This is a genomic window from Acidovorax sp. (genome assembly GCF_046341535.1).
In the GTDB taxonomy this organism is placed as follows: Bacteria; Pseudomonadota; Gammaproteobacteria; order Burkholderiales; family Burkholderiaceae_C; genus Acidovorax.
Genome location: NZ_JBKDRI010000135.1, coordinates 1 through 25,517 on the forward strand (window position 1 = coordinate 1; position 25,517 = coordinate 25,517).

The following is a 25,517-nucleotide window of genomic DNA, read 5'->3' on the forward strand; positions in this document are numbered from 1 at the left end:
TGACAGGCACATACCAGTTGCTGGTCACGGCCAGGGATTCCGCAGGGCTGTCTGCCCAGCAGGCTGTACCGGTCACGATCACCGCTCGATAGCCCTGAACCTAAAAACGGCAGTTGACCGCTTGTCATCTTGCCGCACACCGCGTGGACTCGGGCCTTGGGTTGTTTTTGCAGCCTCACCTTTGGGGTGACAGCGCTATGCACTTGCCAGCACCGCTTTTGGAGCGCCATGCGGTGTTGGGCCTCCGTGCAGGCACGAGCCTGCCGCGTCGTCGCGCCTTGCCTGGCACCCCAACAGCAGCGCTGGCAAATGCATCCAACTGCCGTTTTTAGGCTCAAAACGCCTTTCCAGACCGTTGTGCTGGTTTCATTGTCAGGCCTCCACCCCTGACGCTAATAAAAACGCCTCGCAATGCGAGGCGTTTTTTGACTGGGACGGGCGTTCGCCCTCGCGCCTCAGTGCATCATTTGCGGCTGACCGTCGAACAAGTGCTCAAACTGGGCAAGCCAGGGCTCGGCCAGCGTGCGTATCTGAGCATCGTTTCGCAGGATACGCTGCATGATGCGCATCTTCTCGCGACGGTGCTCGGGCAACAATTCGTGCTCCTGCGCCTTAAAGCGCAGCTGCTCGATCAGCACGGCACAGGCACCCTCGTAACGCACCACGCCATCCCAGTCCTTGAGCCTTGCGGCCTCCAGCATCTTGGCGCTGCTGTCTTCGATGGCTTTGTAATAGTCAAGCAGCATCAGGGACATGGTTCAGACCTCCACCAGCGCGGGCTGGCCAGAGGCAGAGGCGTCCGTGGCAGTGCTGCCGGTTTTCCGGATCTCGTTCCAGCCTTGGGCCACCGGTTCGATGAGACGTATGACCTCCTGCATCATCGCGTCGTCATTGCGGGCATTGGCCAGGATCAGGCGCTGCATGCAATAGTCGTACAGAGCGCCAAGGTTTTGCGCCAACTCGCCTCCCTCCACGCGGTCCAGGCCGGTGCTCAGACCCTCCTCGAGGATGCGCAGGGCCTTGGAGATCGCGCTGACCTTGCCAGCCACGTCGCCCCGTGCCATGGCCCCACGCGCGGTGGCGATCGAGTTGAGCACGCCCTCAAACAGCAGGCTGACCAGCTGGTGCTGATCAATGGTGTGCATGCTGGTCTCGATGTTGATCCGCTGATAGGCGTTGGCGGCACTGGGGCTGTGGGCGCTGAACATGCTGTCCATCCTTCGAGTTGCTTCAATCAATTATCGGAAAGCTACAGCAAAACTGAAGCCTTACATATCACCCTTTGGACTTATTCCAGGCCGTGACCTGCTGCGCGACATAGGCGTTGAGCCCATTGAGGCTGCTGAGCTGCTTGTCGAGCGCGTTGTATCGCTGCGTGATGCGTTTTTCGAACGCATCCACCTTGTCATTCACGCGCGCCTGGTCCTGACTGATGCGCTTGAGGCTGAGCTGCAGGCTGTCGTCCTTCGATTTGAAGAATCCGCTGTTCGACAGGAGATTGGTCGCCAGCGCCTTGACCTGCACCGCAATCCCGTCTGCCGAACCACCACCGGTGTTGCGAAACAGGTTTTTGACGTCGTCAGGACTGCTCGTCAAGGCTTTGCCGAGTTTTGCGCTGTCCACCACCAGATCGCCCCCGAGCTTCTGGGTAATGCCGATATCGGCGAGCCGCTGCAAAGTCCCCCCACCGGTCGTGACCGACTGGACTGCCGAGCGAAGCGAATTTTGCAGCGCGATGGCGGTGGAGTCGCCCTGCAAAAGCCCAGCCGACTTGGTTTTGGGGTCGTATTTGGTCGCCTCCTGGAGGAGCTGGTTGATGCCGTTGTAAGCCTTCACAAACGCCTCGATGTTGGAGCGAACGGCGGACTCATCCTTGGCAACCGTGATCGCAATCGGCTTGCCCGCTTCGGTCACCTGTTCGGCCTTGAACGTCACGCCCGAGATGGTGGAGGCAAAGGTGTTGGTCGCAGAGGTCACCGAGATGCCGTTGACCTTGGCGCGGGCATCCGCTGCCAGCGTCGTTGCGGTCGCATCCATCTGGGCTGTGGCAAGGCGGGACAGACCCACCCCATCGGAGTTGTCTGCAAAGGACTGCGTGTCGCTATCCCAGCCAGCCCCCTCGTTGACCGATACGCGGTAACCTGCCTGCTCACCCGTCCCCCGCCCGCTGAGCAGCAGCCGCTCGCCTGAAGCATCGGTCAGGATCGAAGCCGTGACTCCAGCATTGGCGCCATTGATCTTGCTGGCAATGTCCGACAGCTTGTCCGCCGCGCTGATCGTGATGTCCACAGGCTGCCCGCTTTGGGGAGTGAACGATGCGGGGCTCACGCTCCATTTACCCAGTTCCAGGCGCAGCGTTCCAGCACCCAGAGCACCGCCCACCGGCAGCAGCGCCGCCGAGGCCGTGGCCTGCGCTTTGGCAAGGCTCTGCACTTCCACATTGAACGACGTGGGCAAGGTGCCGCCCACCGCGCTGGCCGAAACATATTTGGAATCCGAGGACGTCGTGGTGACCCCGTTCCAGCCGGTCACGCTGGTGAGTTTGCCAGCGGCATCCTGCAACGTAGACACCAGGGACTTGACCTGTCCAAACGCGGATATTTTGGTGTTGACCGTGGCCGCCTGCAACTTGAGGGAGTCCAGAGGTCTTTTCTCCAGCGCAACCAGCTGGGAGATGATGTTCTTCACATCAAGGTTGCTGCCCACGCCGGGCGATGAAATGGTGGCCATACCAACCTCCTGAACTGTTCCAACGGAAATTATCGCGCCAAGTGGCGTCAAGGAACGTCCGTAAACACGCCAGGAAACCCGTCTTATTGGGCGGTCCTGGCACCCGCCCTGAAAAAGCCAAATGGCGGCGACAGAAACTCTGCCGCCGCCTGGCGCCTGGTGGGCCCGGGCGCTGCAACGCCCTGCCCGCTTGACAAGCCGCTACCGCTTACCGCAGCAGGGCCAGCACACCCTGGGGCAGCTGGTTGGCCTGGGCCACCATGGCGGTACCGGCCTGCTGCAGAATCTGCGAGCGCGACAGGTTGGCAGTTTCCGCAGCGAAGTCAGCATCCAGAATGCGCGAGCGCGATGCAGACAGGTTTTCCGACGTGACCTGCAGGTTGCTGATGGACGTTTCAAACCGCGACTGCAAGGCGCCGAGCTTGGCGCGTTCGCCGTTGATGAATGACAGCGCGGAGTCAACCGTCTTGAGGGCGTTGGTGGCCTTGCTGAATGTGGTCACATCCAGGTCCGACACCTTTTGCAGCGAAGAACCGCCTGTGGTCAGCGCATTGCTGGCCGAAGTCACGGCAAACGACTTATCTGAATCCAGCGTGATGTAGCCGCTGGCCGTGGTGAAGTTGGCGGTTGTGTCGGCTGTCAACGTCACAGTGCCTGTAACCGCAGAGCCATCAGCCTGCAGCTTCGTCACGGTGGTAGTGCCAGCATTTTGCACGGCAGTATCGCCGACCACGATGTCGTTGCCTGTCGCATTGGTCAGAATCACCCTGTCACCCGCGCTGTTCAACGAGGCCGTCACACCGGTTTTTGCAGCCTGGTCATTGATGGCGGACACCGCAGCCGACAGACGGTCTGCCCCCGACGTAGCGGTCAGGGTAAACGTCACATTTTGGGCCGTGGTGTTGTCGCCCTTGAGCGAAAGCGTGTAAGAGCCTGCCGTTGCTGCGACATCCAGCTCCACCTGGGTGCGGGCCGTGGCAGTCACGCCAGAGTTGGCCTTGACCGCATTGATCTGGTCTGCAATCGTCTTGGCCGATGAGCTGCTGGCCACGCTCAGGGTGGCTGTACCCAGCGAGCCGCTGATGGACACCGTACCCGCAGTCACACCGTTGGCAGGCGCCGAGGTGGCAGCGGCAGCAGCAGACACGCCGGCACCAGCTGACGACACGTTTTGATTGTTACCGTACACGCTGGTACGCAGGTTGGCCGTGGCGGCCACGATGGTCTGGTTGGCGTTGGCGCCCACCTGGAACTGCTGCGTTCCAAAGGTGCCGTCCAGCAGCTTCTGGCCGTTGAATTCGGAGGTCTGCGAGATACGGTCCAGCTCAGACACGAGCTGCGAGACTTCTTGCTGCAGGGCCTGGCGGTCGCCAGCGCTGTTGGAGGCGTTGGCCGATTGCACCGCCAGTTCGCGTACACGCTGCAGGATGTCGCCCGAAGCCTTGAGCGCGCCTTCAGCCGTCTGGGCCAGCGAGATACCGTCGTTGGCGTTGCGCACCGCCTGGTTCAGGCCCTTGATCTGCGAGGTGAAGCGCTCGGAGATGGCCAGACCGGCCGCATCGTCCTTGGCGCTGTTGATGCGCAGGCCCGACGAAAGCCGCTCGATGGAGGTGTTCAGCGAACTCTGGCTTGCGCCCAGATTGCGCTGTGCGGTCAACGATGCAACGTTGGTGTTGATAGTGGCTGCCATGGCATATCTCCTGAAAAGAACTGACTGAATGTGGCGTTACCGCCAACCGAATGCCAGGTCTACCTGGCCACAGTGCTCACCTTTTGCACAAGCGGCTGGGGTGAACGGCGGGCACCACGCTCATTTCATGTGTCCCGTTGGAAAGGATTTCGGGTCGTGGCGGGAAAACTTTAGGAGTAAACGCACGGATTGAGCTGTTTTTCGGCGTCTTATCCCCCCAACGCCAAAAATCCGGCTGCCCACAATTGCTCCACCGTTCCCAAAAAGTCCGCCGGGGGGGCAACGCTTAAACCGGCAGAAATGTTCATCTTCAGCTCTGCAGGAGTCATTGCCATGCCATCCACCATCAATACCAACGTTGCTTCGTTGACCGCGCAGCGCAATCTGGGCGCAAGCCAGATGTCGCTGAACACCTCTATTCAGCGGCTCTCGTCGGGTTTGCGCATCAACAGCGCCAAGGACGATGCGGCCGGTCTGGCCATCTCCGAGCGCTTCACCTCGCAGATCAAGGGCCTGAACCAGGCAGCGCGCAATGCCAACGACGGGATTTCGCTGGCGCAGGTCACAGAAGGCGCCATGAAGGCGGCGGGCGACATCCTGCAGCGTGTGCGCGAACTGGCGGTCCAATCGGCCAACGCCTCCAACAGCGCTGGCGACCGCCAGGCCCTGCAGCAGGAGGTCGGTCAGCTTGTTGCCGAACTCGACCGCATCTCGCAGACCACCGAATTCAACGGCCAAAAGCTGCTGGACGGCACCTTTGGAACGCAGCAGTTCCAGGTGGGTGCCAACGCCAACCAGACCATTGTGGCCACCACAGCCAATCTGCGCACCAGTGTTTACGGCAACAATCAAAACGCGTCGTCAGCCGGCGCCGGCGTGTCGGCGGCTGCCGCTGCCACCTCGGCACCTGCCAACGGTGTGACCTCGGGCGCGGTATCCATCAGCGGTTCGCTGGGCACGGCCACCCTGAACGTGGCCAGTAGCTCATCCGCCAAGACGATTGCCGACCAGATCAATGCGGTCAAGGCCAACTCCGGGGTGTCAGCGACGGCACGCACCGATGTGGAACTGAACATTGCCGCTGTGGCAGGCTCGTTTACCCTTGCCATCAAGGCGGACAACTCCACGGCGGTCACTGCGTCGTTCACCCTGACATCGACCTCCGGCGCAGACCGCCTGTCGGCGGCTGTTGCCGCCATCAATGACCAGTCTGCCAAGACGGGGGTGACCGCCTCGCTCAATGAGACGGGTGACCGGATTTTGCTGTCCAATGCCACAGGCAACGACATCGTGATCTCCGATACCGCCGTACAAAACGCAGGGACCACAATCGTGACCAAGCTGCAAGCGGACGGCACAGCGGTCGGCGGCAGCGTCACGCTGGCAGCCGACACCACCGCCAACTTCACCACGGCCAGTGGCTACATCACGCTGGATTCGGACAAATCGTTTGCTGTGACCTCGGCCAGCAATGCGCTGACCACAGGGGGCTCGACGCTCAAGCGGGTGGCGGACCTGGATGTCACCACCTTCTCCAAGGCGACAGAGTCGCTCAAGACGGTGGACTCTGCCCTGGCCTTCATCAGCGGCGAACGTGCCAAGCTGGGCGCGCTCCAGGCCCGCTTCGAGTCCAGCATCGCCAGCCTGAACATCACGTCCGAAAACCTGTCTGCATCGCGTTCGCGCATTCTGGATGCAGACTTCGCCGCGGAAACCGCCAACCTGTCGCGCGCGCAGATCTTGCAGCAGGCAGGTACTGCCATGGTGGCCCAGGCCAACCAGATTCCCCAGGGCGTGCTTTCGTTGCTCAAGTAACACAGCACTCACTTCTCGTCGCAGGTCAGCGGGCCTGCAAATTTTACGGACATACCCCAGCGGCCTTCCTTGGCGCTGGGGTTTTTCGTGGTTGCCCCTGCCGCCGCGAACACTCCAGCAACGTGATTGCAGGGTCATTCGGGGCCCGCCGCGTCTGCCACGCATACAGCGCGGCACAGGCAAAAGAAATGCGCGGCACTCCGGATTGCGGTAAAGACTGTGGATGAACCCGAGGGCCCCGCGCGTAATGCGCGACCCACATGAAGGAGTCCACTGGATACTTCATCACACAGCCAAGAACAACGCACACCCGTCCAACGGGCAATACGTTGGCCTCAAAGTGCAAACCGGCTCATTTGCAAGCCTGATTCACTGGGAATCTTGATCCAATGTCGGCAGCCCCCGCCAGGACCGGGATGCCGCATCGGCGTCGGCCGACCCGCTCCGTTATCGCATTACTCCGAACGACGACGTAAGAACCCATGCGGTGCCACCGTAACCTGCAGGCGCTGTTCCATGTCGACGTCGATCTCGAACTCGGGGTGCCCACCGAGCCACTGGTGCACGGCCGTCTTGGGGTTGTTCCCTACGTCCCAGGGTCGGTCCGCAAAAAATTTCGGCGGCATGTCCTCCACAAAAGTGTCGAACACCACGCAGTAGCTCCCTGGCGTGACCAGCGGCGCGTAGGCATCCAGTTCGCTCAGCACATGGTCGTGGGTATGCATCGAATCCAGGCACACCAGAACGCGCTGGTAATCTTGCGCGAACCCGCGCACTTGCTGCACCACGTCGGGGGCCACGGCCGAGCCCTGGATCATGGCGATGCGGCTGGCCATGGGGTGCGATTCAATGGCTTCGCGATTGTGCGCTCGGATATCAATGTCCACTCCCAGCACCTTACGGCGTGAAGCACGAGGGTCCAGCGTGGTGCCAGCCTCGATCGCATCGCTGATGTCCAGCAGAGCCAGCAACGAGGCGCTGAGCACCAGCGAGCCGCCGTGGGCGATCCCGGTTTCTATGATCAGGTCCGGGCGGACACGCCACACGAGTTGCTGCATCGCCACCATATCCTGCGGGTACTGGATTATCGGGCGCCCCATCCAGTCAAAGTTGTACACGTACTGGCGCTGCATAGACGCCTGCAACCAGTCGCGGGACAGAGTTTGGAAAGCGAGGTCGCCAGCATAACCCTGCAGTCGCTTTAGACGCTCGCTCTTGAACTGTTCTTCCGGATGCATGCAAACCTCACTTGATCAACAACCCCTGGCCTGTGGGCATTTCCAGCACACGATAGCCGTACTTTGCGAACCACGGATCTTCCGCCAATTTTTGTGCTCGGTATCCCAGCCAGCCGTAGTCGTCCAGTATCAGCACTGCGCCGGGCACCATTCGCTCGAACAGCACCTCAAGAGCGCCCACCTCGGCCTCGGCGTTATTCATATCCAGGTGCATAAATGCAATTTTGCGGGGCGCAACTTCCGACAGAACATCGGGCACCTTGCCTTGTGTAACCGTCACATTACTGAAACCCGAAAATCGGTCCTTTACCTCAGCAAAGAGCTTTTTGCTGTGTTCGGGCATTGCATGATGAGGCAATGAAGGATCATGGTCGAACAGATCGTAGAGATAATAGTGGCGATCGGTTTGCGACGCAAAATCAACCGCATCGCAAATCACTCGTGCCGTCGTTCCCTTGTAGCAAGCACACTCCACAAAATCGCCCTCCAGCCGCAGGCCGTTTCGCGCACCCCAAAGCACTGTGGAAATACGCCACAAAACCGCCTTTTCAACATCGGTACTGGCGTGTGCGTTGAACGCCCGCATCAATGCTTCATCTTCCAAGAATCCCAAATTGCGGTGATAAGTAAAAAGGTTGTCTCCAGCATAAATACCCTGCTGGGTGTTGATCTGATCAACCGCCTGCTGGATGCCGCTCAGAAACTTACCATGGTCTTTCAAGCCAAAGAAGACCGCGCTTAAATGATTGTTCAAAAAGTACTCCTTCGATTTGATTAAAAAACACCTTGGATGATGTCTGGGGGGCACCGTGCAACCACATTAAATTCATCCTGCATACGACTAACGTTGATCGGCGAAAATGAGTGGTGCGGTGCATGACTCGATACATCGACAACGCAACCTGTGCGTTGCTGCAACCACTCAAGCCACTGGGCATGCGTGGTTTGATGGCCACTCGCCACGTTGTACACCGAATGACTACCTTGCAGTGCAATGCGCGGAAGCCAATCGAGCACGTCGGAAACGTGTATGTAATCTTTGGCAGAGTTTGGATTCGAGTGCAACACCACACGGCCCTGGCGTGCTTGTTGGAGCAGATCTGCCACCATGTTGCCCGATTCCGCGTCCATGCCTGGCCCCACCACGTTGGAGAGCCGCGCCACGCGCACAGCGGGCCGGCCGCTGGCATGGCACAGCGATTCGCCCGTGAGCTTGCTCAGGTTGTACAGGTACGAAGCGTCGCTTGGCTGGACGAACAGGGGTGCGTCTTCCTGCGTGCTGGCAGCCCCCATATAGACCCGCGTGGACGACAGGTACAGTAAAGAACTGAACCGCGACCGGTGCAGTACATCGGCCAGCAGGCTGACGTGGGCCTCCACGGTGTCGAAGGGGCGCGTGCGAAAGTCGGCCGTGAGCCCCACGCAATAGATCACATGGCCCAGCGGCCTTGTGAATACCTTGGGATCTGCGCGCAGCGGCGCCCACACGCTGTGGCCCAGCGAGCGCAGGTGTGCCACCAGACGGCTGCCGATGTAGCCACTTCCCCCTAGCACCGTGAAGTCGGCTGCACCCGTCACCGCCGCTCCCCCACAGCCATCAAAGGCTGGCCAGCGTACACCGTGTAGGGTAGCAGTTCGCCCCGTACGATGGAGCCCGCGCCCACCACGCAGCCGCGCCGCAGCACGGCCCCATCGAGCAGAACGCAATTGGAGCCAATCCAGACATCGTCCTCGACCACGATGCCACCCTTGCTGGGCAGAAACCCCTGCTCACGGATGAGCCGGGACCGCTCGGCATAGGCGTGGTTCACCGGCGCGAAGGTGCAGTTGGCGGCAATTGCGACATGGTTGCCAATCTGGATGCCATTGCCGGTGTACAGCACGCAACCTGAATTGATGACGACATCCTCGCCCACAACCAGATCGCCATGGCCGCCCGCCGGCTTGACCTTAACGAAACTGTCAATCACCGAACGCGCGCCTACCAAGATACGGGTACCGCGCACCGAATCCTCGATGTCCGCCAGCGGCGAAATGCGTGCGGCTGGATGCAGCTCGATCACCTAGAACACCTCCAGCCGTGGAACGGCCGTCACAAACTGCCCGCCCCAGCCGCGCACATAGTCCAGTTGCGCGGCCACTTCGCTGCGCAGGTTCCAGGGCAGGATCAGCACACGGTCAGGCCGGTGGGCGCGCAGGTGGGCTTCATCGACGATGGGGATGCGGCTGCCCGGCAGGTACTGGCCCTGCTTGGCGGGGTTTTTATCCACCACGTAGGGCAGCAGGTCGGGCCGCACGCCCGCAAAGTTGAGCAGGGTGTTGCCCTTGGCGGCTGCGCCGTAGGCCCCTACGGTGAGCCCATCAGACTGGCAACGCAGCAAAAATGATAGCAACTCGTGTTTGATTCGCAAAGACTGCGACTGGAAATCGCGGTAAAAGCCTTCGCCCAGCATGCCTGCCGCGGCCTCGGTGGCCAGCAGGCGCGCTACGCGGGCGCTCCCCTCGGGCGTGGCTTGCGGGTGAGCCATGGTGTCGGCGCGGGCGGCAAACACGCGCAGGCTGCCGCCGTGGGTGGGCAGTTCTTCGACGTCCACCACCACGAGGCCATTGGCAGCGAAGATGCGCTGCACCGCCGTGAGCGAGAGGTAGGAGTAATGCTCGTGGTAGGCCGTATCAAACTGGCAACCCTGCACCATGCGCAGCAGGTGCGGAAACTCGAACGTGGCCACGCCCTGCGGTTTGAGCAGGCGGGCAAAACCGGCCACAAAGTCGTTGATGTCGGGCACATGGGCCAGCACGTTGTTGGCGGCGATCAGGTCGGCCTGGCGGCCTGCGCTGGCCAGCTCATCAGCCAGCGCCACCCCAAAAAAGCGCTCGATCACCTCCAGCCCGAGCACGCGCGCCGCTTTGGCGGTGCTGGCGGTGGGCTCGATGCCATAACAGGGGATGCCCGCCTGCTGCACGTATTGCAGCAGGTAGCCGTCGTTGGAGGCCACTTCTACCACGCAGCCATCGGTGCCCAGACCAAGGCGCTGCTGCATGGCCTGCACATACAAGCGGGCATGCTCCAGCCACGACGACGAGAACGAGCTGAAGTAGGCGTAGTCGTGGGTGAACAGCGCTTCGCGGCCAGCATGGTCTTCAGTCTGCACCAGCCAGCAGTGCTGGCACACCAGCACGCGCAGGGGATACCAGGTTTCAGGGCCGCGCAGAGCAGCCTCGCTGAGGTAGGCATTGGACGGCGGCGCGCTGCCCAGGTCGAGAAACGGCAGGTGCAGCGGCTGGCCGCAGTGTCGGCACTTCACAGGCGCACTCCTTCAAACAGGTCGGTCAGCCGCGCGTGGCTGCGGTCGCGGTCGGACATGTCGGCCACGGGCAGCGGCCAGGGCAGCGCGAGCAATGGGTCCAGCGGGTTCAGGCCCGCTTCGGCCTGCGGCGCGTAGGCGGTCGAGTGCAGATACAGCAGCTCGGCATCATCGGACAGGGCCTGAAAGCCGTGCGCGAAGCCGGGCGGGATGAGCAGCGCGCAGGCGTTGTCCGGCGACAGGCGCTCGGCGTGCCACTGCAAGAAGGTGGGCGAGCCTGCGCGCAGGTCCACGGCCACGTCCCACACCTCACCATGCAGGCAGCTCACCAGCTTCATCTCGGCATGGGGCGGGCGCTGGTAGTGCAGGCCACGCACGCTGCCGCGCTGGCGCGTGATGCTGTGGTTGATCTGGGCGATGGGCTGCGTCCAACCTGCAGCGGCCAGTTCCTCAGCGCAGAACATGCGCTCGAACAGGCCGCGCGCGTCAAGCAACGGCTGGCGCTGCACGCGTACCAAGCCCGAAAGCGGCAGGGCGGTGCAGACCAGGCGGGCGCCAATAGGGGGGGTCATTCGGCGGCCCCCCAGGCATCAATATCGGCAAAACACAGCGCGCGCGCATCGGCACCGCCATGCTGCGCGCGGTACCAGGCCATGGTGCGCTCCACGGCCGTGTTCAGGCCCCAGCGGGGCGCTACGCCCAGCGCCTGGCGGGCATGTGCGGTCTCCAGCGCCAACCAGCCAGCCTCATGGGGCCATTCACTATGATTTTCATAGCCAACTTCGCTTCCTGGATAAGCGCAACCAGCCATTTTTATTACATTTCCGACCGTGGCTGCCTCGTGCGGCAGCGGGCCAAAGTTGTAGGCGCCTGCGCGGGCGGGTTCTGCCCACAGGCGTTCGGCCAGGCACAGGTAGGCGGCCAGCGGCTCGATCACATGCTGCCACGGGCGTGTGGCACCAGGGCGGCGGATATGAACGGGTTGCCCGGCGCTCCAGGCCCGCACGGCGTCGGGCAGCAGGCGGTCGGCCGCCCAGTCACCACCTCCAATCACGTTGCCTGCGCGGGCAGTGGCCACGGCCACGCCCTGGGCGGCCAGGAACGCATCGCGGTAGCTGGCGGTCACGATCTCAGCCGCCGCCTTGCTGGCGCTGTAGGGGTCGTGGCCGCCCAGCGGGTCGTCCTCGCGGTAGGGGTAGGCCCACTCGCGGTTGCGATAGACCTTGTCGGTAGTCACCACCACCACCACCCGCGCGTCGGTCTGGCCCCGCAGCGCATCCAGCACATGGGCCGTGCCCATGATGTTGGTGGCGTGGGTGCCCAGCGGGTCTGCGTAGCCCGCGCGCACCAGGGCCTGCGCCGCCAGGTGCAAAACGATCTGCGGGCGGGCGGCCTGCACCTGCGCGGCCACGGCCGGGGCATCGCGCACGTCGCACATGCGATCGGCGCTCACCACATCGCCCACGCGGGCCAGGGTGTACAGGTTGGGCTCGCTGGCTGGTGGCAGTGCCAGGCCCGTGACGTGGCTTCCCAAGCGCGACAGCCACAGAGCCAGCCAGCTGCCCTTGAACCCCGTGTGCCCGGTCAGCAGCACGCGCTTGCCGCGCCAGAAGTCGGGGGTGGGCTGCAGGGTGCCGGTCATCACCAGGTCTTCCAAGGGGCTTTGCCGCTTTGCCAGAGTTCTTCGAGCAGGTTTTTCTCCCGCAGGGTATCCATGGGCTGCCAGAAGCCGGTGTGCTCGAAGGCGCGCAGTTGGCCGCTTTGCGCCAGCTCGGTCATGGGCTCCAGCTCCCAGCTGGTCGCGTCGTCGGCGATGCGCGTGATCACCTCAGGCTGCAGCACAAAGAACCCGCCATTGATCCAGCCGCCGTCACCACGGGGCTTTTCTTCAAAACCGTGCACGGTGTCGCCCTGACGCACGAGCGCGCCATAGCGCCCGGGTGGTTGCACGGCGGTGACGGTGGCCTGGCAGCCATGGGCACGGTGAAAGGCAAACTGCGCCGTCATGTCCAGATCAGCCACGCCGTCGCCATAGGTAAAACAAAACGGCTGGCCGGGCTCCAGGTATTCCTGCACGCGGCGCAGGCGGCCGCCCGTCATCGTGTTCTCGCCCGTATCCACCAGCGTGACGCGCCAGGGCTCGGCGTGCCGGTGGTGCACTTCCATGCGGTTGTTGGCCATGTCAAAGGTCACGTCGGACATGTGCAGGAAGTAGTTGGCAAAGTATTCCTTGATGACATAGCCCTTGTAGCCCAGGCAGATCACGAAGTCATTGACGCCGTGCGTGGCGTACATCTTCATGATGTGCCACAGGATGGGGCGCCCCCCAATCTCGATCATGGGCTTGGGTTTGAGGTGTGACTCTTCGGAAATGCGGGTTCCCAGGCCACCGGCGAGCAATACAGCTTTCATGGCATCAAGCATAGTGAAGCCATGCGTTGCAGCAAAGCCGGTGTGGAGGGGAAAACGCGGCGCATCTCGGGCCTTCAAGCTTGCTTGGCGCACCAGCGGGCAAACATTTCCCGGTAAGCCGCTTCCACGTCGCGGGCAAACCCTGGCTCGTCCATCAACGCAGAGGCCTGCATCTGCGCACGCAGCTCGCGTCGTATGTTGGCCAGGCGAGGCAGGTCGCTGGCCAGAGCCACCAGCTTGTTGACGTATCCCTCTTCGCTGTGAGCAATCCACTCGGGATGCCCCACGGCAGACAGCACGGAGGCCCCCAACGTGCCCATGCTGGGCGCACTGGCCAGCGACACAAAGGGCAGGCCCATGTAAAGCGACTCGATCAGCGTGGTGCCGGAGTTCTGCGGAAAGCAGTCGAGCGCAATGTCCATGCGGCGCAGCACGTTCCAGGGCGGGGTTTCAAAGCCCATGATGATGCGGTCGCGGGAGATGCCCAGGGCCTCAAACCGTGGCCACCATTGTTCGCGCACTTCGGCCTGGCTGAAATTGCCGCTGTTGAGCTCCAGCCTGGCATGGGGCAAGCGGTGCAGCACCTCGGCCCAGGTCCGCAACACACGATCATTGAGCCGCACTGCACGCGTGAGCGTTCCGAACGTGATGTAGCCGTTGGCCAGAGCCGGGAGTTCGCTCACCTCGCCCGCACGCGGGTTGGCGCGGTACACGAATGGCGTACGCGGCAGACGCCACGGCGTCTCGGAAAACAGATGCTCAGCGCCTTCGGGCACCGTCACGGCATCGGTCAGGTAGTAGTCGATGGCGGTAAGACCGGTGGTGTAGCCGGAGTCAAGCCAGTGCAGCGACACAGGAGCCGGCTTGCGCGCGAACGTCCCCAGCCGGTGGCCTTTGGTCTGCCCCGCGATGTCGATCAAGATGTCAATGCCATCGGCCCGGATGCGTGCGGCGAGTTCGTCATCGCTCATCTGGCCAATATCGGCCCAGTGCTCGAACAGGGTGCGGTAGTGGTCGGTGACCTCGTCTTCCAGCTCGACCAGCCCGGAATAGGCGAAAAGCTCGACGCAGGCGGGATCATGGTTTTCCAGCAGCGGCTCGAGAAAAGGCCGACAGGCATGGGTTCGAAAAACCGGTGCCACATAGCCCACCCGCAGGCGGCGCGCCGGATTGCGGTCATTGGCGTGGGGGCGCCAGGCGTGGCGGTGCGGCTCACCAAAGTGCTTGTTGAACCGCTGGTACGCGGCGTACCGCTCCAGCGGGTCGAGCTCGGGCATGCAGTTGGCCACAAAGAGATAGCAGCTGTGTGCAGCCTCGTCCGTCGGGCACAGGGCAATGGCTCCGCGCAACACGTCCAGCGATTCGGCCAGCTTGCCCTGGTCCTTGAGCAGCATGCCCAGGCTCACATGGGCCTGCACCATCTTGGGATTGCATGCCAGTGCCTGGCGAGTGCATTCCTCTGCCTCAGTAAAACGGTGCATTTCGCCCAGCAAGATTCCAAGGTTGATGAGCACGCCCGGGGCCGCCCCACCGACTTCCAAGGCGCGCCGATACGCCAGCTCGGCGGCCTCCAGGCGTGCCTGCCCCCGCATGACGATCGCCAGATTGATCCAGCCCTGCGTGAATCCCGGAGCATGGCTCACGGCCTGCCGCAGCAGAACCTCGGCCTGCACCAGATCGCCCTTGAGCGATCGCGCAAGGCCGTAGTTGCTGAGCATGTCTACATCGATCGGATTGAGCCGCAGGGCTTGCTGCATGGGTGCGATGGCCTTGCCCAACTGGCCCAGACGCATGAGCGCGGCACTGAGGAATTTGAAGCCCGTGGGGCACTGCGGGTACTGGCGGATCATCTTTCGGCCCAGGCGAAGCACCTCGTCAAACTTTTCCTCATCGAACAGACGATTGATTTCCGCGCGCTGCTCCACTGGCGCCAGGCGTCCTGGCTTGGGCAGGGCCCTCAGGGCGCGCTCGATCGCAGCCTCGACCAGGCGCTCCACCAGCTCGCCAGCGGCGTCACCCGCAAGTCCTGCGCGGCGAGCGTCCTCCAGAATGTCCTCGGCCAGGGCCCACTCCTTCGCCTGGATCAGGGCATCGACCAGACTGACCCAGTACTGGCGGTTTTTTGGGTCGGCCTGCAACGCCGCCTGAAAGCACGGAACGGCCGCGAGAAACTGCCCGCATTCGACGGCGATCGCCCCCAGATTGTGGTTGGCGTCAGGATGGGCCGGCTCCAGACTCAACACGGCCCGGTAGAGCTCTTCGGCCTGCTCCAGATTGCGGGCGCGATGGCAACTGAGGGCCAGGTCCATGGTTTGTCGCAACAGGGCCTGCACCGTGGACGGCAGAGCGGGCGGTGTCAGTGGCTCCTGACCCGTCGCACCTTCGGCCGCTGGATGTTCGTTGACCATGGTTGCTTGCATTCACCCGCCTTATGTCTGCTGGCCCCAACCGCAGTGTCGGGGCGCCCGATCAACAGGATAAACACCTTGCAAGCGCCTGAAGCGGAGAAAAGCGGCAAAAATCAGGTCGCCTGGGCGGTACCTTGGTCTGACCACCCCCGAGCGCGCGTCATACAACCTTCTAAGAAGAGGGTGGTTTGCCGATTGCTCTGCGCTTTGATTCGCGCACAATCAGATAAAGTGAAGCCAAGACAGGGGTTGACACATCCCTTGTGCCATTCAACCCGAAAGGCGGCTCACGCCACCGTAATAACCGCATCCGCATGTTCGTCATCATCGGTTACATCGTCTGCCTTGGCTGCATCTTTGGCGTCTACATCCTGCATGGCGGGAATATCACGGTCATCCTCAAGGCGCTTCCGTTCGAAATCGTCACCATTTTGGGCGGTGCGCTGGGTGCGTTTGTGGTGAACAACCAGCCCAAGGTCATCAAAGCCACGCTCAAAGCCATCCCGATGGCCATGAAGGGCTCCAAGTACACCAAGGCCCGATATCTGGAACTGATGGCCATGCTGTATGAAATCCTCCAAAAGGCCCGCAAGGAAGGGCTGATGGCCATCGAAAAGGATGTGGAAAATCCCGGTGATTCCGAGATCTTTAAAAAATACCCCACGGTGGGCAGCGACCACCATGTGATCGAGTTCACGACCGACTACCTGCGCATGATGGTGTCTGGCAATCTGAACTCGCACGAGATCGAAGCCTTGATGGACAGCGAAATCGAAACCCATCACCAGGAGGCCCATGCGCCAGTCGCTGCACTTGCGCGGCTGGCGGGCGCCCTGCCCGCGTTCGGTATCGTGGCCGCCGTGCTGGGGGTGGTGAATACCATGGGGTCCGTGGGCCAGCCACCGGCAGTCCTGGGTGGCATGATCGGATCGGCGTTGGTGGGTACCTTCCTGGGGATTTTGCTGGCCTACGGCGTGGTCGAGCCTCTGGGGGGTCTGGTTGAACAAAAAACCGAAGATGCCGCCAAGGAGTTGCAGTGCATCAAGTCAACGCTGCTGGCCAGCATGCAGGGCTACAACCCGGCGACCGCCATCGAATTCGGTCGCAAGGTACTGTTCTCCGGGGATCGACCCAGCTTCACGGAGCTGGAGGGGCACGTGAAAGGCAAGAAATAGGCGCCATGGGCGCATTGACGCTTGGCATCGATGGCAGACAAAAAGCTTCAACCGATCATCATCAAGCGCCCCAAGAAGGGGGGGCACGCCGTCCATGGCGGCGCCTGGAAGATCGCTTATGCGGACTTTGTGACCGCGATGATGGCTTTTTTCCTGCTGATGTGGCTGCTGGGCTCGACGGCCAAGGGAGATCTGCAAGGCATCGCTTCGTATTTCCAGTCGCCGGTCAAGGTGGCCATGACCGGCGGAGACGGCTCGGGCAACAGCTCAACCGTGATCCCCGGCGGCGGCAATGATCTGTCCAAGGCGCGTGGACAAATGCGCAGATCCGAGTCGGAGCAATCCCGCCACCGCCAAATGAGCCTGGAAGCGGCGCGCGTGGAGCAGGCCAAGCAGGACCTGGAACGCATCAAGGCGCTGGAAGCAAAAATCGACGCACTGATCACCGAAATTCCACGGTTGAACGAGTACAGATCCCAGATTCGCATCGACATCACACCGGACGGACTGCAAATCCAGATCATCGATGACCAGAACCGCCCGATGTTCGACAGCGGAAGTGCGTTGGTAAAACCCTACATGCGGGATATCCTCAGGGAAATCGGAGCGGCCTTGGCGAATGTCGAAAACCGGATCAGCCTGGCGGGCCATACTGACGCGGTCCCCTATGGAAACAGCGAACGCGGATATAGCAACTGGGAATTGTCTGCAGACCGCGCCAACGCATCCCGACGCGAACTGGTTACGGCGGGCATGCCAGACGCTAAACTGAGCCGCGTCGTCGGTCTGGCAGCCAGCGATCTGCTGGAGCCTGCAAATCCGCGATCTCCGGCGAACCGGCGTATTACCATCACGGTACTGACCCGAGAAGCCGAGGAACGACTCATGGGCAAACTGATACCCGAGATAACCCCCGCAGAATTGACAAATGGAAACCGGGAAAACCCTCCCCAGCCGAGGCAGTAGTTACGACTTGTCACTATTGCCTCCTCACACGACAATATCTTTAGCCATTTCCGACCGAAAGGGTCCAAAGTGACCACTGCCCTGCGCTTTTTGATCGTTGACGACTTTTCAACCATGCGCCGCATCGTGCGCAATCTGCTCAAAGAAAGTGGTTTTTCCGACGCCGATGAGGCCGAGGATGGCGTGGCCGCTCTGAACAAGCTGCGCAACAGCAAGTTTGACTTCGTGGTCACGGACATCAACATGCCCAACATGAACGGCTTCCAGTTGCTGGCCGAGATCAAGAAGGACGACAAGCTCAAGCACCTTCCCGTGTTGATGGTGACTGCAGAAGCACGCAAGGAAGACATCGTTGCGGCAGCCCAGGGTGGTGCCGCGGGATACATCGTCAAACCTTTCACCAAAGCGACGCTTGAAGAGAAAGTGACCTTGATCCTCAAAAAGATGGGGCTATGACATCATGGAAGACTCTTCAAACAACAGCCAGCCGGTGGATGTTCACCAGAAAATCGGGATTCTGACTCGGCAACTGCACGATTCGCTGAGAGAACTGGGATTTGCCGAAAAGCTGCGGGGCTCCATGGGTGAATTGCCAGATGCGCAGAGCCGACTCAATTACATTGCGCGGCTCACGGGAGAAGCCGCAGAGAAGGTCCTTGGCCGTGTGGAACAAGCCAAGGCACAGCACGAATACATCGCAGGAGAGACCCGTCGAGTCACTGGCTTGCTGGTGAAAGACCCGGTGGCAGCGGTGGCCCGGGGGGACGTCATGAACTTCGTCAAGGATGTGGAGCGCGTCACCAAAGAGGCTGACATGCACCTCACCGAAATCATGATGGCCCAGGACTTCCATGACCTCACGGGCCAGGTGATTGCCCGCGTGGTGAGCCTGGCGGCCACCATAGAAGAGCAGCTCGTGCAACTGCTCATACAGACGGCCCCGCCAAACGCGCAGGTGGCTACACCTGAGCCGCCCAAACACCTCCAGGGGCCCGTGGTGAAAGCTGAGGGGAACCCTGACGTGGTCACGGACCAGTCCCAGGTTGACGATCTACTCGCAAGCCTGGGCTTCTAAAAACCGGATTCCTCCGCGCCCCTCGACGGGCGACAAATCCACCGCCGAAAAGGGGGCCCTCGGGCCCCCTTTTTCTCCTTTAGATTTCGGGGTCGCTCACGACAATGGCATGACACCACCCGTCATGCCATCATGGACTCCAGCCAAGAAAAAAGCCTACCCGCGTCAGAACGCAAGCTACAAAAAGCGCGCGAAGACGGACAGGGCGCTCGATCGCGCGATTTGTCGCATCTGGCAATCCTGGGGGCAGGCGCGGCCTGCCTGCTGATGCTGGCCCCACAGCTGGTGACGCGCCTGCAGTTGGCCATGAGCCAGCAGCTCGCCTTTGATGCGAGCACCGTGATGGCCCCAGGACACATGCTCAGCCGCCTGCAGGACATGGTGGCCATCGGCTTGATTGCCAGCACGGTCTTTGCCCTGCTGACCGCAGGCGCAGCGCTGGTCAGCGCCATCGGTGCGGGCGGATGGATCTTCAGCGCCAAACCGATCACGCCGCAATGGAACCGCCTGAACCCCCTGTCGGGCCTGTCCAACCTGTTTTCCAAGCAGCAAATGGCCAATGTGGCCAAGATGGTTTTGATGACGGGCATCCTGAGTTACGTCGCCTGGAAGTTCATGGGAAACAGCATCGATCAGGTGGCCATGCTGGTGCTCCAGCCGTCGCCGCTGGCGATACGCCATGTGGCGGACTGGCTCACCTCGGGCATGAGTCTGTTGCTGCTGGTGGTGTTCCTGGCTGCCGTGGTTGACGTTCCATTGCAGGCGTATTTCTTCAAGGCACAGCTCAGGATGTCCCATGAAGAAATCAAACAGGAACATAAGGAGTCGGACGGCGACCCACACACCAAGGGACGCATTCGCCAGCGACAGCGCGAAGTAGCCGACCGGGCCAGCGTCGCGGCGGTACCCAAGGCTGATTTCGTGGTGATGAACCCCACCCACTATGCGGTTGCCCTCAGGTACGACGACAAAACCATGAGCGCCCCCCAGGTCATCTCGCGCGGCACCGACCTCATCGCCTTCAGCATCCGAGATATCGCCAAGAAGCACGGCGTGCCGGTACTTCAGTCGCCCATGCTGGCACGGGCGCTCTATGCCCATGCCGAACTCGACCAGGCCATCCCCGCGAAGCTCTACACCGCAGTTGCGCAGGTGCTGGCCTACGTGTATTGCCTGAAGGCCGCAATGCGCGGCGAGGGCCGCATGCCCGACAGCGTGCCCGACCCCTATGTACCGCCCGAACTTGATCCGCTGAACCGCACATCAGTGCAAGGCGCCTCCGTATGAATACCTCCGTAAAGTCCCTGCAAAACTGGGCTGGTAGCAACGCAAATGCCCTTCAAGGGCTGTCAGCCCCCCTGCTGGTGGTGGCCATCCTGGCGCTGATGGTGTTGCCCATCCCCGCGTGGATGCTGGATGCCTTCTTTACGCTCAACATCGCCGTTGCTTTGATGGTGATGATGGTGGCAGCCTACATGCTGCGGCCGCTGGACTTTGCGGCATTCCCGACGGTGCTGCTGCTCACCACCCTGATGCGGCTGTCGCTGAACGTTGCATCAACGCGTGTCGTGTTGCTGGAAGGGCACACCGGCCCAGGCGCCGCAGGTGCCGTGATCGAGGCTTTCGGTCACTTTCTGATTGGCGGCAACTTCGCCGTGGGCCTGATTGTTTTCGCCATTTTGGTGGTGATCAACTTCGTGGTGATCACCAAGGGGGCCGAGCGTATCGCCGAAGTGTCGGCCCGCTTCACGCTGGATGCCATGCCCGGCAAACAGATGGCGGTGGACGCAGACCTGAACGCTGGCCTGATCGACGAGAAAGAAGCCAAGCGCCGGCGTGCCGAAGTGGCGGAAGAAGCGAACTTTTTTGGCTCGATGGATGGTGCATCCAAGTTTGTGCGCGGCGATGCCATCGCCGGTATCCTCATCCTGTTCATCAACATCGTGGGCGGCTTTGCCGTCGGGATGCTGCAACACAACCTGTCTGCCAGCAAGGCCGCCGACACGTATATCGTGCTTGCCATTGGCGATGCGCTGGTGGCCCAGATTCCAGGGCTGCTGATCTCGGTGGCGGCGGCGATGGTGATCTCGCGCGTTGGCAAGGACCACGACATGGGTCGCCAGATCGTTGACCAGCTCTTCATGTCGCCCAAAGTCCTGGGCGTTACGGCCACTATTTTGATTCTGCTGGGGCTCATTCCAGGCATGCCCCACGTGGTGTTTCTGACCGTGGGTGGCCTTTTGGGCTACGGTGCCTGGCTCATGCACAAGCGCCAGCAGATTCCGCCCGAGGTAGAGGCGCCCGCCGTACCGGTCGGAGACGGTGAGGCCACCTGGGATGATCTGCAGCCCGTGGATCTGCTGGGCCTGGAACTCGGCTATCGGCTCATCAGCCTGGTCGACAAGAGCCGCCAGGGCGACCTGCTTACCCGCATCAAGGGCGTGCGCCGCAAGTTCGCACAGGAGGTGGGCTTCCTGCCCCCGGCGGTCCACGTGCGGGACAACCTCGAACTCAAGCCCAGCGGGTACCGCATCACGCTGCGCGGTGTGGTGGTCGGCGAAGGCGAAGCCTTCCCCGGCATGTTCCTGGCCATCAACCCCGGAGGCATCGCCACGCCACTGATTGGCACCCCCACCACTGACCCCGCATTTGGCCTGCCGGCGCACTGGATCGACGAGCGCCACAAAGAAGCCGCGCAAATGGCAGGTTTTACCGTCGTTGATTCCGAAACCGTGATGGCGACCCATTTGTCACACTTGATGCAAGTGCAGGCAGCCAAGCTCCTGAGTCGCACAGAGACGCAGCAACTGGTGGAGCACGTGGCCAAGCTGGCCCCCAAACTCATCGAAGAAGTCGTTCCCAAAATGGTGTCGATCGCCACGTTCCAGAAAGTCCTCCAGCTGCTGCTGGAAGAGTCTGTGCACATCCGCGATATCCGCACCATCATCGAAACGCTGGCCGAGCACGCTGGCGGGATTTCCGATCCTGTGGAGCTGGCCCGCCGCGTGCGCATTGCGCTGTCGCCAGCCATCGTGCAGCAAATCTATGGGCCTACTCGCGAACTCAACGTCATTGCCATCGAACCGGGTCTGGAGCGTCTGCTGGTGCAGGCCCTGGGCAACGCCGCCGGGCCGGCACTGGATCCCGGTGTCGCCGACATCCTGACGCAGAAAGCAGCCGAGGTCGCTCTCAAGCAGGAAGAAATGGGCCTGCCAGCGTGCCTGCTCGTGCCAGACCAGATCCGTAACGCCATCGCCCGACTTGTGCGCCGCGTGGCACCACGGCTGCAGGTGCTCGCCCACAGCGAGATCCCCGAGACCCACACCATCCGTATTGGGCCGATCCTTAAAGGTGCAACAGCATGAACATCAAACGCTTTACCGCCCCCACCTCCCGCGAGGCATTGGCCAAGGCGCGCATGGCCTTTGGCGAGGGCACACTCATTCTGTCAAACCGCCCGACTGCCAACGGCGTCGAGGTGATGGCCACCGCCGAAGACACGCTGTCCGCGCTTGACAGCGCCGCAGGCTCGCCATCGGCAACGCCACCGCTGCTGGCGCCTTCCACGGCCCGAGGCACTGCGCCGCGCTCTGATCAGTCCGGTGCCGCGTCCCGCGCAGGGCGCAGTCCGGTTGAGGAAGACACGGAGCAGCTCGCCATGAGTACCCTGTCGTTCCAGGACTATGTCCGTGAACGCATGCTGCGCCGCCGACACGAGGCCCTCAACAGCCCCGCTGAAACATCACTGCTGTCCGAGCGCAACCGTGACCATGAACCGGAGCGCGAGCAACGCATGCCCGCGCCCAATGTGGTTCGTCACAACCCGCTGCGCTCCATTCCGATGGACCTGCCGCCCGAACCACCAGCACGCCGTCGCACAGAACCCTCTGCCAGTTCTATGCAGTCCGTTGCCAACCAGCAAAGCCTGATGAGCGAACTGCACGCCATGAAGGAGATGATCGAGGACCGGTTCAACACCATGGCCTGGCTGGGTCAGGCGCGGCAGAACCCCATCCAGTCCAACCTCATGCTCAAGATGATCCGCGCCGGATATTCGCCATCCCTGGCGCGGGTGGTGCTGGAACGAATGCCGCAAGACCTGTCTGCGGCCGATGCTGTGCGGTGGCTGATGGACGTGCTGGAGCGCAATCTCAAGACCGACCAGTCTGACCCGCCCCTGTATGAGCAAGGCGGTGTTTTTGCCCTCGTCGGCTCGACCGGCGTCGGCAAGACGACCACCGCCGCCAAACTGGCCGCCATGTGCGCCCGCATCCACGGCCCGGGCAGCGTTGGCCTGATCACGCTGGATACCTATCGCGTCGGTGCCCACGAACAGTTGCGCAGCTACGGGCGTATGCTGGGTGTGGTGGCGCACCTGGCGCATGACCGTGCTGCACTCCAGGACCTGCTGGGCCTGCTGAACGGCAAGAAGATGGTGCTGATCGACACCACCGGCGTTGCACCCCGGGACCCACGCAAGCGCGACATGCTGGACGTCCTGGACCTGCCCGACATTCACAGGCTGCTGGTGCTCAACGCCAGCTCCCACGGCGATACCCTGGACGACGTGCTCAGCGCCTTCAAGACCGATGGTTCGCAGCAGGCGATCCTTTCCAAGGTGGATGAAGCCGTCAAGCTCGGCCCCGCGATCGATGCGCTGATCCGGCACCAGATGGTGCTGCGTGGCGTGACGAACGGCCAGCGTGTGCCCGAAGACTGGGAGCGCGCCGATGCCGGCAAGCTCATCTCCACATCCATGAAGGCACCCGTCAAGTCGGCCTTCGACCCCAAGGCGAGCGATCTTAACTTCTTCTTCTCGCACTCGCCTGACAACCTCAACGAGCGGGGGCTGGTCGATGCTTGACATCAGTCCGCACCAAGCCGCCGGCCTGCAGGGTTTCATGCCGCAGGCGGATCTGAGACTGGCCGCGGTTGCCAGTGACGCCAACCCAGGTACCAGCCTGGACGCCCTCTGGCAGGTGTATGCCAACCTTCAGCGCCTGGGGTATCCGGTGATGGTGCTGGACGGCTCTGCGCAGGAGACGGATGACAGCCCCGGGCTGATCCACCTGCTGCGTGACGGCCCGCTGCGCGACACCGCGGCATTGGGTGGTGGCGTGCCAGCGTCTTCGCTGGCCGTTGTGCCCGCAGGAAAGGGGTTGGGCGTGCTCGGGCGCCAGGCGGTCGCTGCGGGTCTGTCACCGCTGGCAGAGCTGCTGCCGCTCTTCAGGCGGTACGGCCTCCTTGTTTTACATGCCCCCGCTGCCACACTGGCATCTCTGTTGACCCATACCGCAACGGTCCCGCTGGTGATCATGGGCCAAGGCGCTGCAGGCGTCCTGAGCAGCTACACCAGCCTCAAGCAGATCGCCGTTCACACGGGTCTTCCCTGCATGGTCGCTGCCTTGCTCAGCGGCAGCTCCGAAGCGGAACGCAAAGCGGCCCGGGCTTCGCTGCAGACCCTGCAGAAATGTGCGGGTCGTCACCTGGGTGGCTCGGTGCGCACCACGACCATTTCGACGCAAAGTCCTCAAGACCTCCAGCGGCTGGCCTTGCAACTGCTGGAGAATGCGGGCACCATCCAGGACGAACCGCTTGTAGCGTTGCGCCCTTCCAGCCTGCAAGGCATGTCTGCGCACCTCGCTCGGAGCCACTGATCTGATGTACACCGCCAAAGGCCAGCTTGACCGTGACGCGATGATTCGCCAGCACGTTCCGCTGGTGCGAAGGATCGCGCACCACATGATCGCAAAGCTCCCACCCAATGTGGAGCTCGATGATCTCATCCAGGTCGGAATGATGGGTCTGGCCGAAGCACTGTCGCGCTACGAGGTCGCCCAGGGTGTCCAGTTCGAGACCTTTGCCACCCAACGCATCCGCGGCGCCATGCTCGACGAATTGCGCGAAGGCGACTGGATGTCGCGCAGTTCTCGCAAAAGTCAAAAAGACATCGAGCACGCGGTGCACCGGCTAGAGCAAAAGCTGATCCGAAGCCCGCTGGAGTCCGAGATCGCCGCCGAGATGGGGATGTCGCTGGCCGAATATCAGACCCTGCTGAGCAAGGTGCGTGGCACCCAGCTCGTCTACCTCGAGGACATGACGCATGGCCACGAGGACGAGGACGGCTTTCTGGATCGCCATGTCGCCGACGCGGCGGCCGACCCGGTTGAAATGCTGCGGAATGAGCGTCTGAAGACATCCCTGATCAACGCGATCAAGAGCCTGCCCGAGCGCGAGCAGCACATCATGGGCATGTACTACGAGCACGACATGAACCTCAAGGAAATCGCGGCCGTTTTGGGTGTTACCGAATCCCGCGTCTGCCAGCTGCACAGCCAGTCCATCGCCCGCCTGCGGGCGAAAATGCGCGCTCACTGACGGGCGCTTCGCACCGGGCGACCGCCCCCCAGGAAGCCAGCTCGGCGAAACGCCGCGGCTTAAGGAAGCTCTGCAAAACCCTCGCGAGGATGCGCGGGTGCGGATCGGGATGGGCCACAAGGCGCTTTTTGCAGCCAATAGCCTGGCTATCGGCAAGAAAAGCAACGCCGTGGACTACCCGAGCCCCCCCGAGTTCGACACTTCCCGACCTTTTTTCGACCTTGCGCCAAGGCGCGTGTGTTTTGAATCAATGGGTTGGCTGCGTTTTTTGTCCGTTTTCCAAAAATCGCTGTAGTGGCACGTCGCATTCCCGATTGTAGTAATC

Annotated in this window: 23 protein-coding genes; 10 read left to right on the forward strand and 13 right to left on the reverse strand. The window is 62.0% G+C overall.

Annotated features, from left to right (window positions below):
- Nucleotides 1–455 precede the first annotated feature (455 nt).
- The 4 genes from ACK543_RS09540 to ACK543_RS09555 form a co-directional block, all read right to left on the reverse strand.
- Nucleotides 456–755, reverse strand: coding sequence for a flagellar protein FliT (locus tag ACK543_RS09540; RefSeq protein WP_409942615.1), 300 nt, complete (start codon nt 753–755; stop codon nt 456–458).
- A 3-nt stretch (nt 756–758) separates the two neighbouring features.
- Entirely contained in the window at nt 759–1,208 is a 450-nt protein-coding gene (gene fliS / locus ACK543_RS09545; RefSeq protein WP_409942616.1) for a flagellar export chaperone FliS, read from the reverse strand.
- A 67-nt stretch (nt 1,209–1,275) separates the two neighbouring features.
- Nucleotides 1,276–2,730, reverse strand: a complete 1,455-nt coding sequence (gene fliD / locus ACK543_RS09550) for a flagellar filament capping protein FliD (RefSeq protein WP_409942617.1) — start codon at nt 2,728–2,730, stop codon at nt 1,276–1,278.
- Between the two features lie 208 nt (nt 2,731–2,938).
- Complete coding sequence (locus ACK543_RS09555) at nt 2,939–4,420, reverse strand: flagellin (protein ID WP_409942618.1); 1,482 nt, start codon at nt 4,418–4,420, stop codon at nt 2,939–2,941.
- Between the two features lie 333 nt (nt 4,421–4,753).
- Here ACK543_RS09555 and ACK543_RS09560 point away from each other — a divergent pair, with 333 nt between their 5' ends.
- On the forward strand, nt 4,754–6,235 hold the full coding sequence (locus tag ACK543_RS09560) for a flagellin (RefSeq protein WP_409942619.1): 1,482 nt from the start codon (nt 4,754–4,756) through the stop codon (nt 6,233–6,235).
- Between the two features lie 455 nt (nt 6,236–6,690).
- Here ACK543_RS09560 and ACK543_RS09565 read toward each other — a convergent pair whose 3' ends face one another.
- The 9 genes from ACK543_RS09565 to ACK543_RS09605 all read right to left on the reverse strand — a co-directional run bounded on the left by ACK543_RS09565 (nt 6,691) and on the right by ACK543_RS09605 (nt 15,610).
- Entirely contained in the window at nt 6,691–7,473 is a 783-nt protein-coding gene (locus ACK543_RS09565; protein WP_409942620.1) for a cephalosporin hydroxylase family protein, read from the reverse strand.
- 7 nt (nt 7,474–7,480) lie between these two features.
- Entirely contained in the window at nt 7,481–8,227 is a 747-nt protein-coding gene (locus tag ACK543_RS09570) for a class I SAM-dependent methyltransferase (protein ID WP_409942621.1), read from the reverse strand.
- 20 nt (nt 8,228–8,247) lie between these two features.
- Nucleotides 8,248–9,051, reverse strand: coding sequence for an NAD-dependent epimerase/dehydratase family protein (locus tag ACK543_RS09575; RefSeq protein WP_409942622.1), 804 nt, complete (start codon nt 9,049–9,051; stop codon nt 8,248–8,250).
- Nucleotides 9,048–9,536 (reverse strand): acyltransferase, encoded by a 489-nt coding sequence (locus ACK543_RS09580; protein ID WP_409942623.1) that lies wholly within the window; start codon nt 9,534–9,536, stop codon nt 9,048–9,050. Before ACK543_RS09580 ends, ACK543_RS09575 begins: the two co-directional genes overlap by 4 nt.
- Nucleotides 9,537–10,778 carry a methyltransferase domain-containing protein gene (locus ACK543_RS09585; RefSeq protein WP_409942624.1) on the reverse strand — a complete coding sequence of 414 codons (1,242 nt, stop codon included), beginning with the start codon at nt 10,776–10,778 and terminating at the stop codon, nt 9,537–9,539. It lies immediately after the preceding gene.
- Entirely contained in the window at nt 10,775–11,350 is a 576-nt protein-coding gene (locus ACK543_RS09590; RefSeq protein WP_409942625.1) for a dTDP-4-dehydrorhamnose 3,5-epimerase family protein, read from the reverse strand. Before ACK543_RS09590 ends, ACK543_RS09585 begins: the two co-directional genes overlap by 4 nt.
- Nucleotides 11,347–12,420, reverse strand: a complete 1,074-nt coding sequence (gene rfbG / locus ACK543_RS09595; protein ID WP_409942626.1) for a CDP-glucose 4,6-dehydratase — start codon at nt 12,418–12,420, stop codon at nt 11,347–11,349. Before rfbG ends, ACK543_RS09590 begins: the two co-directional genes overlap by 4 nt.
- Nucleotides 12,420–13,190, reverse strand: coding sequence for a glucose-1-phosphate cytidylyltransferase (gene rfbF / locus ACK543_RS09600; RefSeq protein ID WP_409942627.1), 771 nt, complete (start codon nt 13,188–13,190; stop codon nt 12,420–12,422). The genes rfbG and rfbF overlap by 1 nt, the downstream gene beginning before the upstream one ends.
- 74 nt (nt 13,191–13,264) lie before the next feature.
- Nucleotides 13,265–15,610 (reverse strand): tetratricopeptide repeat protein, encoded by a 2,346-nt coding sequence (locus tag ACK543_RS09605; protein WP_409942628.1) that lies wholly within the window; start codon nt 15,608–15,610, stop codon nt 13,265–13,267.
- 302 nt (nt 15,611–15,912) lie between these two features.
- Here ACK543_RS09605 and motA point away from each other — a divergent pair, with 302 nt between their 5' ends.
- From motA to ACK543_RS09650, 9 genes are all read left to right on the forward strand, one after another.
- Complete coding sequence (gene motA, locus ACK543_RS09610) at nt 15,913–16,773, forward strand: flagellar motor stator protein MotA (RefSeq protein WP_409942629.1); 861 nt, start codon at nt 15,913–15,915, stop codon at nt 16,771–16,773.
- 30 nt (nt 16,774–16,803) lie between these two features.
- Nucleotides 16,804–17,739: a flagellar motor protein MotB gene (gene motB / locus ACK543_RS09615; protein WP_409942630.1), complete on the forward strand. Its 936-nt coding sequence runs from the start codon at nt 16,804–16,806 to the stop codon at nt 17,737–17,739.
- Between the two features lie 69 nt (nt 17,740–17,808).
- Nucleotides 17,809–18,195 (forward strand): chemotaxis response regulator CheY, encoded by a 387-nt coding sequence (gene cheY / locus ACK543_RS09620; RefSeq protein ID WP_015015821.1) that lies wholly within the window; start codon nt 17,809–17,811, stop codon nt 18,193–18,195.
- 4 nt (nt 18,196–18,199) lie between these two features.
- Nucleotides 18,200–18,814, forward strand: coding sequence for a protein phosphatase CheZ (locus tag ACK543_RS09625; RefSeq protein ID WP_409942631.1), 615 nt, complete (start codon nt 18,200–18,202; stop codon nt 18,812–18,814).
- Nucleotides 18,815–18,946: 132 nt separating this feature from the next.
- Complete coding sequence (locus ACK543_RS09630; RefSeq protein WP_409942632.1) at nt 18,947–20,101, forward strand: flagellar biosynthesis protein FlhB; 1,155 nt, start codon at nt 18,947–18,949, stop codon at nt 20,099–20,101.
- Nucleotides 20,098–22,179 (forward strand): flagellar biosynthesis protein FlhA, encoded by a 2,082-nt coding sequence (flhA, locus tag ACK543_RS09635; protein WP_409942633.1) that lies wholly within the window; start codon nt 20,098–20,100, stop codon nt 22,177–22,179. Before ACK543_RS09630 ends, flhA begins: the two co-directional genes overlap by 4 nt.
- Complete coding sequence (flhF, locus tag ACK543_RS09640; RefSeq protein ID WP_409942634.1) at nt 22,176–23,678, forward strand: flagellar biosynthesis protein FlhF; 1,503 nt, start codon at nt 22,176–22,178, stop codon at nt 23,676–23,678. The genes flhA and flhF overlap by 4 nt, the downstream gene beginning before the upstream one ends.
- Nucleotides 23,671–24,471: a hypothetical protein gene (locus ACK543_RS09645; protein WP_409942635.1), complete on the forward strand. Its 801-nt coding sequence runs from the start codon at nt 23,671–23,673 to the stop codon at nt 24,469–24,471. The genes flhF and ACK543_RS09645 overlap by 8 nt, the downstream gene beginning before the upstream one ends.
- A 4-nt stretch (nt 24,472–24,475) precedes the next feature.
- The gene (locus tag ACK543_RS09650) at nt 24,476–25,192 is read left to right on the forward strand and encodes an RNA polymerase sigma factor FliA (protein WP_409942636.1); all 717 of its coding nucleotides are present in this window, start codon (nt 24,476–24,478) and stop codon (nt 25,190–25,192) included.
- Nucleotides 25,193–25,517: the final 325 nt, after the last annotated feature.

What these genes read in the sequence shown, in the direction of transcription:
- ACK543_RS09565 (WP_409942620.1), bottom strand. Translation starts at nt 7,473, where the DNA reads ATGCATCCGGAAGAACAGTTCAAGAGCGAGCGTCTAAAGCGACTGCAG.
- ACK543_RS09555 (WP_409942618.1), bottom strand. Translation starts at nt 4,420, where the DNA reads ATGGCAGCCACTATCAACACCAACGTTGCATCGTTGACCGCACAGCGC.
- ACK543_RS09625 (WP_409942631.1), top strand. Translation starts at nt 18,200, where the DNA reads ATGGAAGACTCTTCAAACAACAGCCAGCCGGTGGATGTTCACCAGAAA.
- flhA (WP_409942633.1), top strand. Translation starts at nt 20,098, where the DNA reads ATGAATACCTCCGTAAAGTCCCTGCAAAACTGGGCTGGTAGCAACGCA.
- motB (WP_409942630.1), top strand. Translation starts at nt 16,804, where the DNA reads ATGGCAGACAAAAAGCTTCAACCGATCATCATCAAGCGCCCCAAGAAG.
- ACK543_RS09650 (WP_409942636.1), top strand. Translation starts at nt 24,476, where the DNA reads ATGTACACCGCCAAAGGCCAGCTTGACCGTGACGCGATGATTCGCCAG.
- flhF (WP_409942634.1), top strand. Translation starts at nt 22,176, where the DNA reads ATGAACATCAAACGCTTTACCGCCCCCACCTCCCGCGAGGCATTGGCC.
- motA (WP_409942629.1), top strand. Translation starts at nt 15,913, where the DNA reads ATGTTCGTCATCATCGGTTACATCGTCTGCCTTGGCTGCATCTTTGGC.
- ACK543_RS09560 (WP_409942619.1), top strand. Translation starts at nt 4,754, where the DNA reads ATGCCATCCACCATCAATACCAACGTTGCTTCGTTGACCGCGCAGCGC.
- ACK543_RS09645 (WP_409942635.1), top strand. Translation starts at nt 23,671, where the DNA reads ATGCTTGACATCAGTCCGCACCAAGCCGCCGGCCTGCAGGGTTTCATG.
- ACK543_RS09590 (WP_409942625.1), bottom strand. Translation starts at nt 11,350, where the DNA reads ATGACCCCCCCTATTGGCGCCCGCCTGGTCTGCACCGCCCTGCCGCTT.
- ACK543_RS09605 (WP_409942628.1), bottom strand. Translation starts at nt 15,610, where the DNA reads ATGCAAGCAACCATGGTCAACGAACATCCAGCGGCCGAAGGTGCGACG.
- fliS (WP_409942616.1), bottom strand. Translation starts at nt 1,208, where the DNA reads ATGTTCAGCGCCCACAGCCCCAGTGCCGCCAACGCCTATCAGCGGATC.
- rfbG (WP_409942626.1), bottom strand. Translation starts at nt 12,420, where the DNA reads ATGACCGGCACCCTGCAGCCCACCCCCGACTTCTGGCGCGGCAAGCGC.
- ACK543_RS09540 (WP_409942615.1), bottom strand. Translation starts at nt 755, where the DNA reads ATGTCCCTGATGCTGCTTGACTATTACAAAGCCATCGAAGACAGCAGC.
- fliD (WP_409942617.1), bottom strand. Translation starts at nt 2,730, where the DNA reads ATGGCCACCATTTCATCGCCCGGCGTGGGCAGCAACCTTGATGTGAAG.
- ACK543_RS09630 (WP_409942632.1), top strand. Translation starts at nt 18,947, where the DNA reads ATGGACTCCAGCCAAGAAAAAAGCCTACCCGCGTCAGAACGCAAGCTA.
- rfbF (WP_409942627.1), bottom strand. Translation starts at nt 13,190, where the DNA reads ATGAAAGCTGTATTGCTCGCCGGTGGCCTGGGAACCCGCATTTCCGAA.